Origin of the sequence: Paraburkholderia sp. J10-1 (assembly GCF_905220165.1) — a bacterium.
In the GTDB taxonomy this organism is placed as follows: domain Bacteria; phylum Pseudomonadota; class Gammaproteobacteria; order Burkholderiales; family Burkholderiaceae; genus Paraburkholderia.
This window is the reverse complement of the sequence record NZ_CAJMYW010000013.1, coordinates 67,531-82,455: the sequence shown is the minus strand read 5'-3', so window position 1 is coordinate 82,455 and position 14,925 is coordinate 67,531. Positions and strand designations below refer to the sequence as shown.

The 14,925-nt window shown below is 65.4% G+C and carries 14 protein-coding genes and 3 tRNA genes; 10 read left to right on the top strand and 7 right to left on the bottom strand.

Going from position 1 to position 14,925, the window contains the following annotated elements; translation table 11 throughout:
- The first annotated feature begins 19 nt into the window (after window positions 1–19).
- Window positions 20–1,060 carry a beta-N-acetylhexosaminidase gene (nagZ, locus tag U5A65_RS30720; protein WP_321948765.1) on the top strand — a complete coding sequence of 347 codons (1,041 nt, stop codon included), beginning with the start codon at window positions 20–22 and terminating at the stop codon, window positions 1,058–1,060.
- A 101-nt stretch (window positions 1,061–1,161) separates the two neighbouring features.
- Here nagZ and U5A65_RS30715 read toward each other — a convergent pair whose 3' ends face one another.
- The 4 genes from U5A65_RS30715 to earP all read right to left on the bottom strand — a co-directional run bounded on the left by U5A65_RS30715 (window position 1,162) and on the right by earP (window position 5,322).
- Window positions 1,162–2,547, bottom strand: coding sequence for a sigma-54 dependent transcriptional regulator (locus tag U5A65_RS30715; protein WP_321912516.1), 1,386 nt, complete (start codon window positions 2,545–2,547; stop codon window positions 1,162–1,164).
- A gap of 329 nt (window positions 2,548–2,876) precedes the next feature.
- Window positions 2,877–3,086, bottom strand: a complete 210-nt coding sequence (locus U5A65_RS30710; protein WP_028206671.1) for a CsbD family protein — start codon at window positions 3,084–3,086, stop codon at window positions 2,877–2,879.
- Window positions 3,087–3,398: 312 nt separating this feature from the next.
- Window positions 3,399–3,956, bottom strand: coding sequence for an elongation factor P (efp, locus tag U5A65_RS30705; RefSeq protein ID WP_321912514.1), 558 nt, complete (start codon window positions 3,954–3,956; stop codon window positions 3,399–3,401).
- Between the two features lie 181 nt (window positions 3,957–4,137).
- A complete protein-coding gene (gene earP / locus U5A65_RS30700; protein ID WP_321948764.1) occupies window positions 4,138–5,322 on the bottom strand; it encodes an elongation factor P maturation arginine rhamnosyltransferase EarP in 1,185 nt (394 codons plus the stop codon).
- 212 nt (window positions 5,323–5,534) lie between these two features.
- Here earP and uvrC point away from each other — a divergent pair, with 212 nt between their 5' ends.
- The 7 genes from uvrC to U5A65_RS30665 all read left to right on the top strand — a co-directional run bounded on the left by uvrC (window position 5,535) and on the right by U5A65_RS30665 (window position 10,055).
- Entirely contained in the window at window positions 5,535–7,775 is a 2,241-nt protein-coding gene (gene uvrC / locus U5A65_RS30695) for an excinuclease ABC subunit UvrC (RefSeq protein WP_321948763.1), read from the top strand.
- Window positions 7,776–7,898: 123 nt separating this feature from the next.
- Complete coding sequence (gene pgsA, locus U5A65_RS30690) at window positions 7,899–8,489, top strand: CDP-diacylglycerol--glycerol-3-phosphate 3-phosphatidyltransferase (RefSeq protein ID WP_042261239.1); 591 nt, start codon at window positions 7,899–7,901, stop codon at window positions 8,487–8,489.
- Between the two features lie 178 nt (window positions 8,490–8,667).
- A tRNA-Gly gene (locus tag U5A65_RS30685) sits at window positions 8,668–8,743 on the top strand.
- A 76-nt stretch (window positions 8,744–8,819) separates the two neighbouring features.
- Window positions 8,820–8,895, top strand: a tRNA-Gly gene (locus U5A65_RS30680).
- Between the two features lie 137 nt (window positions 8,896–9,032).
- A tRNA-Cys gene (locus U5A65_RS30675) sits at window positions 9,033–9,106 on the top strand.
- A gap of 101 nt (window positions 9,107–9,207) precedes the next feature.
- Entirely contained in the window at window positions 9,208–9,480 is a 273-nt protein-coding gene (locus tag U5A65_RS30670; RefSeq protein ID WP_321912508.1) for a DUF2164 domain-containing protein, read from the top strand.
- An 86-nt stretch (window positions 9,481–9,566) separates the two neighbouring features.
- Window positions 9,567–10,055 (top strand): GNAT family N-acetyltransferase, encoded by a 489-nt coding sequence (locus U5A65_RS30665; RefSeq protein ID WP_321912507.1) that lies wholly within the window; start codon window positions 9,567–9,569, stop codon window positions 10,053–10,055.
- Here U5A65_RS30665 and U5A65_RS30660 read toward each other — a convergent pair.
- The 3 genes from U5A65_RS30660 to U5A65_RS30650 all read right to left on the bottom strand — a co-directional run bounded on the left by U5A65_RS30660 (window position 10,031) and on the right by U5A65_RS30650 (window position 12,105).
- Window positions 10,031–10,900 carry a cytochrome c oxidase assembly protein gene (locus U5A65_RS30660; RefSeq protein ID WP_321912647.1) on the bottom strand — a complete coding sequence of 290 codons (870 nt, stop codon included), beginning with the start codon at window positions 10,898–10,900 and terminating at the stop codon, window positions 10,031–10,033. The genes U5A65_RS30665 and U5A65_RS30660 overlap by 25 nt on opposite strands.
- An 86-nt stretch (window positions 10,901–10,986) precedes the next feature.
- Window positions 10,987–11,454, bottom strand: a complete 468-nt coding sequence (locus U5A65_RS30655; RefSeq protein ID WP_321936096.1) for a copper chaperone PCu(A)C — start codon at window positions 11,452–11,454, stop codon at window positions 10,987–10,989.
- A 66-nt stretch (window positions 11,455–11,520) separates the two neighbouring features.
- On the bottom strand, window positions 11,521–12,105 hold the full coding sequence (locus U5A65_RS30650; protein ID WP_321948794.1) for an SCO family protein: 585 nt from the start codon (window positions 12,103–12,105) through the stop codon (window positions 11,521–11,523).
- A gap of 430 nt (window positions 12,106–12,535) precedes the next feature.
- On the opposite strand from U5A65_RS30650, the gene otsB reads away from it, so the two are divergent.
- Together otsB and otsA are read left to right on the top strand one after the other, a co-directional pair.
- Window positions 12,536–13,288 carry a trehalose-phosphatase gene (otsB, locus tag U5A65_RS30645; protein ID WP_321948762.1) on the top strand — a complete coding sequence of 251 codons (753 nt, stop codon included), beginning with the start codon at window positions 12,536–12,538 and terminating at the stop codon, window positions 13,286–13,288.
- Between the two features lie 103 nt (window positions 13,289–13,391).
- Window positions 13,392–14,822: an alpha,alpha-trehalose-phosphate synthase (UDP-forming) gene (gene otsA, locus U5A65_RS30640; protein ID WP_321912503.1), complete on the top strand. Its 1,431-nt coding sequence runs from the start codon at window positions 13,392–13,394 to the stop codon at window positions 14,820–14,822.
- Window positions 14,823–14,925 lie beyond the last annotated feature (103 nt).

Below are 14,925 nucleotides of genomic sequence, written 5' to 3'. Positions count from 1 at the left end.
AACTCAGCAAAACTCATCGATGAAGAATAATCCCGGGCCGGTAATGCTCGACGTGGTGGGCACCACGCTGAACGACGACGACGTGCGCCGCCTCGCGCACCCGATGACCGGCGGCGTGATCCTGTTCGCGCGCCACTACGAGAACCGCGCGCAGCTCGTCGCGCTGACCGACGCCATTCGCGCGGTGCGCGAAGACTTGCTGATCGCCGTCGATCACGAAGGCGGCCGCGTGCAGCGTTTTCGCACCGACGGCTTCACGGTGCTGCCCGCCATGGGGCGCCTTGGCGCGCTGTGGGACAAGGACGTGCTGCTCGCGACCAAGGTCGCGACGGCCGTGGGCTATATCCTCGCGGGCGAGCTGCGCGCGTGCGGAATCGATCTGTCGTTTACGCCTGTGCTCGATCTCGGCTATGGGCAGTCGAAGGTGGTGGGGGACCGCGCGTTCCATCGCGACCCGCGCGTCGTCACGTTGCTCGCCAAGAGTCTCAACCACGGACTGTCGCTTGCGGACATGGCCAATTGCGGCAAGCATTTTCCGGGTCATGGCTTCGCGACGGCGGACTCGCACGTCGCGGTGCCCGTCGATGAGCGTCCGCTCGAGGCGATCCTCGGCGAAGATGCGCTGCCTTACGACTGGCTCGGCCTCTCGCTCACGGCGGTGATGCCGGGGCACGTGATCTATCCGAAGGTCGATTCGAAGCCCGCGGGCTTCTCGCGCATCTGGGTCGAGGAGATTCTGCGCAAGCGGCTGCGCTTCACCGGCGCGATCTTCAGCGACGATCTCTCGATGGAGGCCGCGCGCCAGGGCGGCACGCTGACCGAAGGCGCGCGCGCCGCGCTCGAAGCGGGCTGCGACATGGTGCTGATCTGCAACCAGCCGCACGAGGCCGAAAAGGTGCTCGACGCGTTGCGCACCACCGAGCCGCGCCGCGCCGCCAAGGCGTCGGACCTGCGCATCAGGCGCATGCGCGCGCGCGGCAAGGCGCTGCGCTGGGACAAGCTGGTGGCCGACCCAGGGTACATCGAGGCGCAGGCATTGCTGCGCAGCGTGCTGCCTTGACGCCCTGATTGCCGCGCCGGCAAAACGAAAAAGGCGGTCCTCCGGAAACGAAGGGCCGCCTTTTTACATGCCGGGCGCCGGGCGCGTTTGGCTTCGTGGGCTCAGTTCAGCCGCATACGCTGCAGCTTGTTGTAGAGCGTCTTGGGGCTGATGCCGAGCAACGACGCGGCGCGGTGCCGCGTACCGCCTACGGCGTCGAGCGTCGCGCGGATCAGCATCTCTTCCACGTCGGCGAGCGGCGTGCCCACGGTCACCTGCACGCGGCCGCCGTTCATGTCGCGCGGCCCCGCGCCGCTGCTTTCCTCGGCCTGCAAGGTTTCCAGCACCTCGCCCGAGGCGTGCCACGCGCGCCTCACGCGTTCGTGCAGCTCGCGCACGTTTCCGGGCCAGTCATAGGCCAGGCACTCGCGGATGAACGATGGCGCGACGAGCCGCGTCGCGCCGGCCAGACCGTGCGACTGGGCGTCCTGATTGAGCTCGTCGACGCACGCGAGCGCGAGCAGGGCGGCGTCGTCGTCGCGCTCGCGCAACGGCGGGAGCGGGATCGCCGCAGCGTCGAGACGCATCCACAGATCGTTGTGCAGCGCGCCTTGCTGGACGGCTTCACGCGGCACCGCGCGGGTGGCGGCAATCAGGCGGAAATCGGTGCCCACCTCGCTGCTGCCGCCCACGCGCATGAAAGTTTGCGAATCGAGCGCGCGCAGCAGCGTTTCCTGCTGCTCGCGCGTAAGGTCGGTCAGCTCGTCGATAAAGAGCGTGCCGCCGCTCGCCTGATCGACGAGGCCTGGCTCGCGCTGTTCCGCGCCTGTGAACGCGCCGCGTTCATGGCCGAACAGCACGCTCGCGAGCGGACGTCCGGCGGCCGCTTCTGCCACGAGCGAGTGCGCGTCGCACACGACGAACGGCCCTTTGCGGCGGCGGCTCAACTGATGCAGCGTGCGCGCGGCGACTTCCTTGCCCGTGCCGGCTTCGCCGTGCACGAGCAGCGCCGATTCGGTGGGCGCGAGCTGTTCGAGCGTGTCGTAGACATGCTGGATCGCGCTGCTGCGTCCGAGCATGGGCCCGAAGTGGCCCATCTGGCGCAGCGCGGCGCGCAGCGTGCGCACTTCTTCGGTCAGCTCGTAGGGACGCGGAATGCGTGCGAGCAGGCTGCGCAGGCGCGGAATGTTGACGGGCTTGAGCAAATAGTCCCAGATGCCGTGGCGCAGGCCTTCGATCGCGCTTTCGACCGTGGCATTGCCGGTCATGACGATCACGGGCAGCGCGCCGCCCGGCGGCTGCGCGGGCAAGTACGGAAGCAGTTCGAGCCCGCCGCCGTCGGGCAGGTTCAGGTCGACGAGTACGACATCGGGAATGAAGCGGGCAAGGGCGGCGCGCGCTTGCGCGAGCGTGGCAGCAGTGTCGACGGAGAACCCGTCGGCCGACAGGATCGCTGACAGACCTGACAGGCTATTGGGATCGTCTTCGACAATCAGGGCATGTGGCATGGCGGTAGCGGCTTACGGATGAGCGCATTCGCGCCGGCGCTGCGCACGCTGGGTAGCGCGCGCGCCCCGGCAGACAGCCGCGCGGCGCGGGCAAGCGCGGCACGATGCGAAAGATTTCACCGAGATCACGGAGATGTCTCGTAGCAGGGTGTTCAGTTCCGGTCCTCCCAGTTGTGCTGCGCCAGAGCGGGGGCGCGACGGCTATGCCCGGCAGCGTGGCGGCCGGGCAGCAGCACAAGGCCGAAGCGCGTGGCGCCTGGGCGTGCGTGCAACCCCCTGTTTGCCTGCAAGTGGGCGGCGACCGTACCGGCCGTGCCGCGGACGCGACCTTAGTCGCGCGGCCGGTGTGCGTCGAACCAGCGGCGCACTTCCAGTTCTGCCTCGTCACGCGTCTTGCCGTAACGTTCCTGGATGAGCCCGGCGAGTCGGTCCGCACGGCCTTCGGCTTTCGCGAGTTCGTCGTCCGTCAACTCGCCCCATGCCGCTTTGGCCTTGCCGATCAACTGCTTCCACTTGCCTTCAGCAATGTCGTTATTCATTTGCTTCTCCTGATAAAGGGAAAGAGTGTGGAACGCATGCTCTCTCACCTCACAGCAGAAACCGTGCCGCGGGAGTCAATCTGACCGGCGCGCGCTGCGCTTGCTTGCCGCCTGCTTGCGGCAGGCGGCAAGTACGCAATCCGTTGCGCATAACCGGTAAGGTTTTCCGTGGCAGTCTCAAACATACACGTTCAGCAAAAAAAGAAAAAGCGCCCCGAGGGGCGCTTTCACGACGCTTGCCGCCTTGCCCGCCAAGGCGGGCGGGGCAGGCGTTCTTGCGCTGCAGTATGCCGCGGTTACCCGCAGTTACATTTAGGCGCGGCTGCGGTACTCGTTCGTACGCGTGTCGATTTCGATCTTGTCGCCGATGTTGCAGAAGAGCGGCACTTGCAGTTCGAACCCGGTGTTCAGCTTGGCGGTCTTCAGGACCTTGCCCGACGACGTGTCGCCCTTGACAGCCGGTTCCGTGTAAATGATTTCGCGCACGAGCACGGTCGGCAGTTCGACCGAGATGGCCTTCTCGTTGTAGAACACGACTTCGCAGCCCATGCCGTCTTCGAGGTAGTTGAGGGCGTCGCCCATCATCTCGCCTTCGACTTCGAACTGGTTGTAGTCGGCGTCCATGAACACGTACATCGGGTCGGCGAAGTACGAGTACGTCACTTCCTTGCGATCCAGCACGACGACGTCGAACTTGTCGTCTGCCTTGTACACGGTTTCCATGCCGGCGCCGGTCAGCAGGTTCTTGAATTTCATCTTCACGACGGCGGCGTTGCGGCCCGACTTGTTGTATTCGGCCTTTTGCACGACCATCGCGTCGTTACCGATCATCACGACGTTGCCGACGCGGAGTTCCTGTGCGGTCTTCATAATAAAAAACTGTCCTGTCCAGATTGAAGTAGCTTCGAGTGTGCTCGACGGCAAACGTCGCAAGCGGATTCGGTTGGTGTTGCGGGTGCTGCGGTTGCAACTGCTGCGACCCTCATTCGCGTATGTGCGATGTGGGGCGCGAAACTCGAAGCGCTTGAGACGGCTGCCGTCGGATAACCGCTTATTTTAACTGAGTTTTTGCGAATTCGGCGAGATTTCCGGCGAGATCGCCGACCTGCCCGAGTTCGGCGGCCCAGGCGTTCGCGCGCGCCGCGTAGACGGGCAGATGCTGCGCGAATTCGGCCCAGTCCGGCGTGCCGCGGCCATTCCACGCATGCCAGAAGCGTTCGAGCGTGGCGCGCGGCGCCTGCGGCAGCGTGCGGCCGTAGTGCGCGAGCGCTGCGTCGAGTTTTGGCAGATGAGCATCGTCGGCTTGCGGATAGATGTGCCAGACAAACGGTCGCGCGGCCCATTGCGCGCGCACGAACGAATCTTCGCCGCGCACGAAGTTCAGATCGCTCGCCCAGAGCAGTGAGTCGTAACCGCGCTGCTCGGTGAACGCCAGCGCGTGCGCGTGCAGCGCGCCGCGCGTGGCCTGAGCGCCCGCGCCGAACGCCGGCTCGCCGAAAAAGCGCGCGAGCGCGCCGGAGATGCGACCCTCGGGCACAAGCAGAACCACTGGCTTTGCCCCGTCGCGCCATTGCTCCAGCAGGTGATCGACGGCTGGGTTCTCGTAGGCGAAAAGCGAGATCACGGTGGCTTCCGGCCCCGGAGGCGCGCCGCCCGTGGCGCGCTGCCACCACGCGGCGCGGGCGTCTTGCGAGCGCTCGAAGTCCGCGCGCGCGGCGTCGAGCGTGCGCTCCTTCAGTACGCCCCCCGTGCCGGGCCCGAGACCAGGAAAGAAGAAGTGCTTGGCGAGCGCGTAGCGCGGGTGCGGCGAGGGCCGCAGGTGGAAATCGGCCACCCAGTCTTCTGCGCTCAGATATTCGAGGTTGAGCCAGACGGGTTTGCGCTCGCGTTCGGCCATCGCCGCGACGTACACGGGCGGCAGTTCGCACGCAAACGCTTCGATCACGACATCGGCGATCTGCAGCGTCTCGCCCGCATGCTCGGGCTCGTGCCAGTGTTCGACGAGCACGCCCTCGACCGATTGCGTGGCGCGGCTCGCGTCTAGCGCGGGGCAGAGCTTCTGGAACGCGTGCAAGTCGTCGACGAACAGGCGTACCTGCCAGCCGTGCTCATGCGCGAGCTGGCGCGCAAGCCGCCAGCACACACCGATGTCGCCGAAATTGTCGATGACGGCGCAAAAGAGGTCGCAGGCGATGGCGCTATCGCTAGCGGCGGCGGGAGTGTGGGCTTCTGTCATGGGTAGCTTGGGTGGCGCGCGACGCGGCGCAAACATGACTGCCATGCCTCAGGCGGGCGTAGAACGCCCGGCTGGCAAGTTCGGCACGGGTTCCGTGCGGCATGGAATGATCTAAACTTGCGATTCTAGGACACAGCCATGAACGCGTCGCGACGGCGGCGCGCTGTGCAACGTCTCACCTCTCTCGACGCACCGCCCGTCCCCGAAACTGGATGACCGACACCGACGTTTTCGACCCGAAAAAGGCGCTCGCGCAGCTGCCGCATCTGCCGGGCGTCTATCGCTACTACGACGCGCAAGGCGCGGTCCTCTACGTCGGCAAGGCGCGCGACCTGAAAAAGCGCGTGTCGAGCTACTTCACCAAGACGCAGCTTTCGCCGCGCATCGCGATGATGGTCACGCGTATTGCGCGCATCGAAACCACGGTCACGCGTTCCGAGGCCGAGGCGCTGCTGCTCGAAAACAATCTCATCAAGGCACTCACGCCGCGCTACAACATCCTGTTTCGCGACGACAAGTCGTATCCGTTTCTCAAGATCACCGGGCACAAGTTCCCGCGCATGGCGTACTACCGCGGCGCGGTCGATCGCAACAACCAGTACTTCGGGCCGTTTCCGAGCGCCTCGGCCGTGCGCGAGAGTATCCAGATCCTGCAGCGCGTGTTCCAGTTGCGCACCTGCGAAGACTCGGTGTTCAACAACCGCACGCGGCCGTGCCTGCTGCATCAGATCGGCCGCTGCACGGCGCCGTGCGTGGGGGCGATCAGCGAAGAGGATTACGCGCGCGACGTGAACAACGCATCGCGCTTTCTGCTGGGCCGTCAGAACGAGGTGATGAAGGAACTGGAGACGAAGATGCATGCGTTTGCCTCGGAGCTGAAGTTCGAGCAGGCGGCATCCGTGCGCAACCAGATGAGTTCGCTTTCGACCGTGCTGCACCAGCAGGCCATCGAAACGGGCAGCGAGAGCGATGTCGACATTCTTGCCGTGGTGGCGCTGGGCGGGCGCGTGTGCGTGAATCTCGCGATGGTGCGCGGCGGCCGGCATCTGGGCGACAAGGCGTATTTCCCGACGCATGTGGAGCGCGCGCTGACCGACGAAGAGGGCGGCGTTGCCGAGGAAATCGACAGCGACACCGTGGTTGCGGCGAGCGCGCTGAAGTCGCTGCCCTCGCTTGCGCGCAAGACGGTGGAGGATTACGTCGAAGAAGCGCAAGAGGCCGACGCTCGAGACGATGCGGCGCTCGAAGCCGATCCGCTCGCCATCGCGGCCGACCTCGCAGAGGATGAAGACAACGCGAGCGACGATGCAGGCGATGCCGAATCCGATACCGCCACCGCGCCCGCGATCGAGTCGCAAGCGGGCACGCGCACGAAGCGCGAGATCGGCGTTGAATCCGAAGTGCTCGACGCCTTCATTGCGCAGCACTACTTCGGCAACCGCGTGCCGCCCGTGCTGGTCGTGAGCCATCCGCCCGCAAACCGCGAGCTTGTCGATGTGCTGAGCGAACAGGCCGGGCACAAGGTGACGCTGCTGCGTCAGCCGCAAGGTCAGAAGCGCGCGTGGCTCGCCATGGCCGAACAGAACGCGCGGCTCGCGCTCGCGCGCCTGCTCTCCGAGCAGGGTTCCCAGCAGGCTCGCACGCGCACGCTCGCGCAGCTGCTCGGGCTCGAACTCGACGACCTCGCGCATTTGCGCATCGAGTGTTTCGACATCAGCCACACGATGGGCGAAGCGACGCAGGCGTCGTGCGTGGTCTATCACCATCACAAGATGCAGTCGGCCGAATATCGCCGCTACAACATCACCGGCATCACGCCCGGCGACGATTATGCCGCCATGCGTCAGGTGCTCACGCGCCGCTACGAGAAGATGGTCGCGCAAGCGGCGCGCGCCGAAACCGAAGAGGCGCCGCCGCCCGTGCCGGCCCCCGATCCCGCTGACCCGAATGCAGCGTCCGAAGCCGCGGAAGCCAGCGAGGCAGTCGAAGCCCCGCCGCCCGGTAGCACGCTGCCCAACATCGTGCTGATCGACGGCGGCAAGGGGCAGGTCGAGATCGCGCGCCAGGTGTTCACCGAACTGGGTCTCGATCCGGCGATGCTGGTGGGCGTGGCGAAGGGCGAGGGGCGCAAGGTCGGTCTCGAAACGCTCGTGTTCGCCGACGGCCGTGCGCCGCTCGAACTCGGCAAGGAGAGCGCGGCACTCATGCTCGTCGCGCAGATTCGCGACGAGGCGCACCGCTTCGCCATCACGGGCATGCGCGCGAAGCGCGGCAAAACGCGCCAGACTTCGCGTCTCGAAGAACTGGAAGGCGTGGGGGCGAAGCGCCGTCAGCGCCTGCTCGCGCGCTTTGGCGGCCTGCGCGGCGTGATGGCGGCCAGTGTGGAGGATCTGGCGAGCGTGGAGGGCATCTCACACGCGCTCGCCGAGCAGATCTACCAGCAGCTTCACTGATGCGGCGGCCTTGCGGGCCGGGTGCGGCCCGGCCAATCCTTACGGTTGCTTGTGGCAGGTGCGGCGACGCGGCACAATTGCATCTCCCATAATTGCATCTCCCCCGACAGATAGCGCCAGCCGATGCCGTTCAATATTCCGATTCTCCTGACCTGGCTGCGGATCCTGGCGATTCCGCTCGTGGTCGGCGTGTTCTATCTGCCGCAGACAATGCTTTCCCCGATGCAGCAGAACGTACTGGCGATGCTGCTCTTCGTGCTCGCGGCGCTCACCGACTGGTTCGACGGTTTTCTCGCGCGCAAGTGGAATCAGACGTCCTCGTTCGGTGCATTCCTCGATCCCGTCGCAGACAAGCTGATGGTGACCGCGGCGCTGCTCGTGCTCGTGCATCTGCAGCGGCTCGACGCCGTGATCGCGCTCGTGATCGTCGGACGCGAAATCGCGATTTCGGCGCTGCGCGAATGGATGGCGCAAATCGGCGCGTCGAAGAGCGTGGCCGTGAATTCGCTCGGCAAGTTCAAGACCGCGTGCCAGATGGTCGCGATACCCATGCTGTTGTTCTACGCACCGCTTACGCTCGGCGGCGTGACGCTGTTCGACTCGCGCGTGTGGGGCGCGTGGCTCATCTATGTGGCGGCGTTCCTCACGATCTGGTCGATGCTCTACTACATGAAGCTCGCGTGGCCGCAGATCCGCGAACGGGGAAGCCTGTGAGCGGCGTGGTGTGAATCCCATGTGTCTTTTTCCAAAAAGATCACACGAAGGGGTTGACACGATTCTGCGGGTTATACATAATCTCACTTCTCCGCTGCACGACGCAGTAGCAAGCAAGCAGATGCGGTGGAGATAGCAGAAGATAAGCCGAAGTTAGGCATATATCTGAAGCGAATATGCGGGAGTAGCTCAGTTGGTAGAGCGCAACCTTGCCAAGGTTGAGGTCGCGAGTTCGAGACTCGTCTCCCGCTCCAGAATTTAAGGTGCGGCGTTTTGTAGTAGAAAAAACGAAGCGCTGGAGCAGGAAAAATGCAGTAAAGCAGGACATTTGCGGGAGTAGCTCAGTTGGTAGAGCGCAACCTTGCCAAGGTTGAGGTCGCGAGTTCGAGACTCGTCTCCCGCTCCAAATGCCAAGGGGAAGCAACGCTTCCCTTTTTGTTTGGCAGGCTTGGATCAGTATCAAGCCATCAAACAAATCTGTCCGGTCGTTGCGGGCTCAAGCAGTTTGCCTGATGTTCGCCGCGTTCCAGTCAGTCCGCTTCTGGCGCGATAGCAAAGCGGTTATGCAGCGGCCTGCAAAGCCGTGTAGGCCGGTTCGACTCCGGCTCGCGCCTCCAGATGCAAAACAAAAGCCACCTTCGGGTGGCTTTTGTTTTTTGCTGCGCGCTCACGCACGTGGCGCACAATAGCCGGCACCCATCCTCTCCGGTTGCCCGACATGTCCATCGAACTTCCCGAAGACGCGCGCAGCGAAGCGATCGCCTCCATCCAGCGCTATTTCGACGCGAACATGGAAGAGCCGATCGGTAACATCGCGGCGGGCGCGCTGCTGGGCTTCTTTCTCGAAGAGATCGCGCCGGCGGTCTACAACAAGGCCATTGCCGACGCGCAGGAGAGCATGCAGGCGCGCATCGTCGATCTCGACATCGATCTGCATGAAGAGCCGTTCCAGTACTGGCGCAAGTACGAAGCGCCGCGCCGGCGAAAGTGAGCGCCGCCTGAGTCGCGGGTTTGTAGCATGCGCGGCGCGCGGCATAATCGTGGTCATTCACTATGCTTCGATGGAAATCGCAGACCATGACCGTGCAGTCCGCCGCCTTGCCGCTACCCCAATTCGACTGGCAATGGAAAGCCTTCGACGCGCTCGACGCGCGTGAAGTCTACGCCATGCTCAAATTGCGCTCCGACGCGTTCGTCGTCGAGCAGAACTGTGTGTATGGCGATATCGACGGTCTCGACTTCGGCGCGTGGCATCTGTTCGCATGGAGCGAAGAGGGCGGCGAGCGAGCGCTCGCGGGTTATCTGCGCGTGCTGCTACCCGATGCAGAGGATGCTGATGTGCGTATCGGCCGCGTGGTGACGTCGCAGAACCATCGCGGCATCAAGCTCGGCAACGCGCTGCTCGAACGCGCCATCGCGCAGATCGCGCGCCAATGGCCGGACGTCGCGATGCGTCTGCATGCCCAGGCGCATCTGCAGAAGTTCTACGGTGCGTTTGGCTTCTCACCCGTTGGCGAGATTCACGACGAGGACGGCATTCCTCACGTGTGGATGCGCTCGGCCTGATTCGATGTTGGTCGCGCGCCGCGCCGGTGCTGCGGCAAACGTCCGCGCGCGGATAGGCGCATCCAGTGGCGCAGCGCGATCAGTGCGCCGACCACACTCATCATCGACCCCGGAATCCACAGCAGCAGCCCGCCGATCTGCTGGTCGCGCATGGGCGAAAGCCAGGTGAATGCGCGGCCGCAGATCGAATAAATCGGATATAGCTCGCGCGGCGTGAAGAAGATGAACGCGCCGAGCACGATTTGCGGCGGAATCGCCGCGATCACGACGAGCACGCGCTTGCCCGGCGAGAGGCGCGCGGGCGGAGCGGGGCGCGAGTCGAGCACGAGCCACCAGAACAGCAGCCCGTCGATCACCATGCTCCAGTTCATGACGCGGTAGAGGCGCCAGTCGAGCATCGCGATGAAGTGGATCGGCGAAAAGAGCCAGAAGTAGATGAGCCCGACGAAGAGTCCCACCGCGACGACGGGATGCATGACGATGTCGAGCGCCACGCGCACGGGTCGCGCGGCGAGCACGGGGCGCACGAAGCGCTGGCGCCACTTGAACGGAATGCCCGCGCGCAGCGCCGCGCCCGGGTAGGCGAGCGCGATGAAGAACGGCCCCAGATGATGCAGCACGAGGTGCTGCGCGCGATGCATGAAGAACTCGTGCTCGAAGTAGTAGTCGAGCCGCGTATGCAGCACGACATAAAGCGCGCCGAGCCCGAACCAGAATGAGAGCTGGCGCGCGAGCGACACCCGCGCGTGCCGTTTGCCGCGCACGAACAGCACCGCCGCGAGCAGGGTGCAGATCATCACGGTCGGCGAGGGCTCCCACGGCTGGAGCCAGTAGATCAGGGTCATCGCGAGCATGGCGGCGGCCTCATCGCGGATTCAACATGCTTGCGCGCGCAACCATACGGGATGCGCGCGTTGGTTTTGCTGCGGCCTTACTGCCCTGAGGGCGACTTGACTGCGAACGGCGTGTCGAGCGTTTCGCCGTCCGAGAATTGCAGCTTCACGTTCACCGTGTCGCCCGGTGCGATCTTGTGCTTCGCCTTCTCCAGCATCAGGTGGTAGCCGCCCGGTGCGATCGCCAGCGTGCCGTGCGCCGGCACCGTTGCCTTGTGCACCATGATCATCTTCTGCGTCGAGCCATTCGAGACCGTCTGATGCAGCATGACCATGCCGTAAGCGTCGCTCGATACGCCCACGAGATCGACCGGCTGGTCGCCATCGTTCTTGAGCGTCACATAGCCCGCCGCAGGCAGGTCGTTGGGCAGCCAGCGCACCCACGCGTCCTGCGTGCTCAGCGCGCCCGGGGCGGCGTGTGCGGCGGGCGCGAAAGCGGCGAGCGCACCGAAGGTGCTCAGCGCGCAGCCGAGCGAGACGGTGAGTGACTTGAGGTTCTTCGTCATAACGTTTCCTGTTGCGATTGGTGCTCTTTTAAGACTCGATGATTCGACCCGCGAGGCGTCCTGCGTTCACGCCGTGTCGTTGATCACGCGGCGCAGGTCGTGCGCGATCGCGTCCGGGGTGTTGCTGTCGGTGGCGAGCAGGCGCGCGTGGCCCTGCGCGTCGAACACATAGACGGCCGAACTGTGCGTGACTTCGTAGCTGCCGTCGGGGTCGCGCTTTTCCATCTGGTAGGCCACGCGGTAGCGCCGCGCGAGCGACTCGATCTGGCTGTCGGTGCCGGTCAGGCCGCGCGCATGCCGGGCATCGAATGCGCCGACGTAGGCGTGCAAGGCCTGCGGCGTGTCGCGCGCCGGATCGACGCTGATGAAGAGTATCCGCACTTTCTGCGCATCGGGGCCGAGCTTCGCTATAACCTGCATCAGGCGCGCCATTGTCTCCGGGCAGACGTCCGGGCAATGCGTATAGCCAAAGTAGACGAGCGTCGTGCGCCCGCGAAAACTCGCGCCCGTTACGGGCTGGCCGTTGTCGGCCGTGAGTGCGAAATCGAGGTCGGGCAGGTGGCCGCTTACGTTCGTCAGTTGCCACGGCTCGCCCGGGTGCGAGCATGCCACGAGCAGCAAGGCGCCCGTTGCGAGCGCCGCGTGCCGCAGGCTGCGCAGGCCGCTGCAAAGGCGGGCGCGGAACGTGCGCAGCGTGGGCTCGAAGGTGAGGAACAAAGGCAATCTCGTCGACTCGATTGGATTACGTTAGCCGCGCTCGAACAGGGCGTTGGGCCCGGCTTGTCGCTGCGACTGTAGCAAAATTGGGGCTGCCCGGTCGCGAGCGCCCCGGGCGTGCTAATCGCTCGCGTCGATATGCCGCATCGGCTCGCATCGGCTGAATCACCGCCCTGGCAGGGGAGTCCAACTTTCGACAAACCGGACCGCAAACAAGCCGATTCGAGTCCGGCCAGGCCTGCGCCGCCGGTCAGCCCCTTACTTTCTCGATAATCGATCCAAGGCGCGGTAAGATTCGCACACTTTCCCTGGGCGCAGCCCGGGGCCATACCCGGCCAGCAGGCCGATGGGTGAAAAGAACGCAATGCAAGCACTTCCGGCAGTCCTGCCGCCTGACCAGACGGCATTTTTCTTCGATTTCGACGGCACGCTCGTCGATCTCGCGCCCACGCCAGACGGCGTGCTCGTGCGTCCCGACATGCTCGCGCTGCTGCATGAGTTACGCCGCACGACGCACGGCGCCGTGGCGATCGTCTCGGGGCGCGGCATCGAGAGCATCGACGGTTTCCTCGGCATGCCCGATCTGCCCGTGGCGGGTCTGCACGGCGCCGAGCGGCGCGACGCCAACGGCGACACACAGCGTGTCGGCTTCAACGATGAGCGTTTGCTGCGCATGGAGCAGGTGCTCGCGGAGGTGGTGCGCACGCATCCGCGCATGCTGCTCGAGATCAAGGGCGCGTCGCTCGCACTGCACTACCGCAACGTTCCGGAGCACGAGGGCACCGCGCGCGCCGCGACCGAGCGCCTCGCCGCCGATTACGCCGACGCCTACGTGCTGCAGCCCGGCAAGATGGTCTACGAGATCAAGCCGAAGGACGTCGACAAAGGCCGCGCGCTGCGCGCGTTTCTCGACGAGCCGCCGTTCGCGGGCCGCCGCCCGGTGTTCGCCGGCGACGATCTGACCGACGAGAAGGGCTTCGCCGTCGTCAACGCATTGGGCGGGCTGTCGATCAAGGTCGGCGGCGGCGACACCATCGCGCAAACACGCATCGATTCGGTCGACGCGTTGATCGGGTGGCTCGCGTCGCTCGTCGCGGCCATGCCGGGCGCCCGGTGAGCGCGCGCATGCCTCGCTTCACTCCCCACGTTGATTGCGTCACGCGCGGCGATGCCTCGCGTGCGCCTTGCTCTCCTGATTTCCAGCACGGACCCCGCCCCTCATGAGCCGATTGATCATCGTATCGAACCGCGTCGCGCCGATTTCCGAAGGCGGTCCGGCCGCGGGCGGCCTCGCGGTGGGCGTGTACGACGCGCTCAAGGAAACCGGCGGCATGTGGTTCGGCTGGAGCGGGGACGTGCTCACCTCCGGCCAGCCGCAGATCGCGCTCGAAGAGCGCGGGCCCGTGACCTTTGCCACCATCGGCCTGCTGCGGCGCGACTACGACCAGTACTACCGCGGTTTCTCGAACGCGACGCTCTGGCCCGCGTTCCACTACCGCGCCGATCTCGTCCAGTACGACCGCCACGAGTACGAGGGCTATAGCCGCGTGAACGCGTGGCTCGCGCAGCAACTCGTGCCGCTTCTGCGCGAAGACGACGTGATCTGGGTCCACGACTATCACCTCATTCCGTTCGCCCAGGCGCTGCGCGCGGCGGGCGTGAAGAACCGCATCGGCTTTTTCCTGCACATTCCGTTTCCGGCCTCGCAGGTTTTGCTGGCGGTGCCGCCGCATCGCGAACTGGTTCAGGCGCTCTGCGCGTTCGACCTGCTCGGCTTCCAGACCAGGCCCGATCTGCGCGCGTTTTGCGACTACATCGTGAACGAGGCGGGCGGCACGACCGCGCTGCAGGCGGACGGCCTCACGCGCATCGAGGCGTTCGGGCAGACGCTCTGCGCGGGCGATTACCCGATCGGCGTCTATCCCGACGAAATCGCGGAGCTTGCCAAAGCGGGCGAACGCGGCAAGCCGGTGCGCACGCTCAAGGCCACGCTGCACGGGCGCAAGGTCATCATGAGCGTGGACCGGCTCGACTACTCGAAGGGGCTCGTGGAGCGCTTTCGCGCGTTCGAGCGCCTGCTCGACCACGCGCCGGCGCAGCGCAACAAGGTCTCGTTCGTGCAGATCGCGCCGCCTACGCGCGCCGACCTGCACGCCTATCAGGACATCCGGCTGCGCCTCGAGGCGGAGTCGGGGCGCATCAACGGCCGCTATGCGGAACTCGACTGGACGCCGATCTGGTACATCCATCGCCAGTACGAACGGGCGGTGCTGGCCGCGTTGTTCCGGGCGTCGAACGTCGGCTACGTCACCCCGCTGCGCGACGGCATGAATCTCGTCGCCAAGGAATATGTCTCGGCGCAGGACCCCGAAGATCCGGGCGTGCTCGTGCTCTCGCGCTTCGCCGGCGCGGCGCAGGAGCTTTCGGGCGCCCTGATCGTCAATCCGCTCGATATCGACGGCATGGCCGACGCGCTCAATGCCGCGCTCGCCATGCCGCTTGCCGAGCGGCTTGCGCGCTATCGGGACATGATGGGCCAGTTGCGGGAGAACAATGTCTCGGTCTGGCGCGACCGCTTCATGCGCGATCTCAGCCAGGTCAGCGTGCGGAAAGGAGTCAGCTTGCCGCCGCTCGAGCCCGCGCGGGGCTGAGCACCCACGCCGAGCCCGTCTGGGCGAGAGCGAAAAAAAGCCGCTTCAGGCGATGCACTGAAGCGGCTTTTTTGCGTTTGGCAGCGCACGGCGGCGGCGCGCC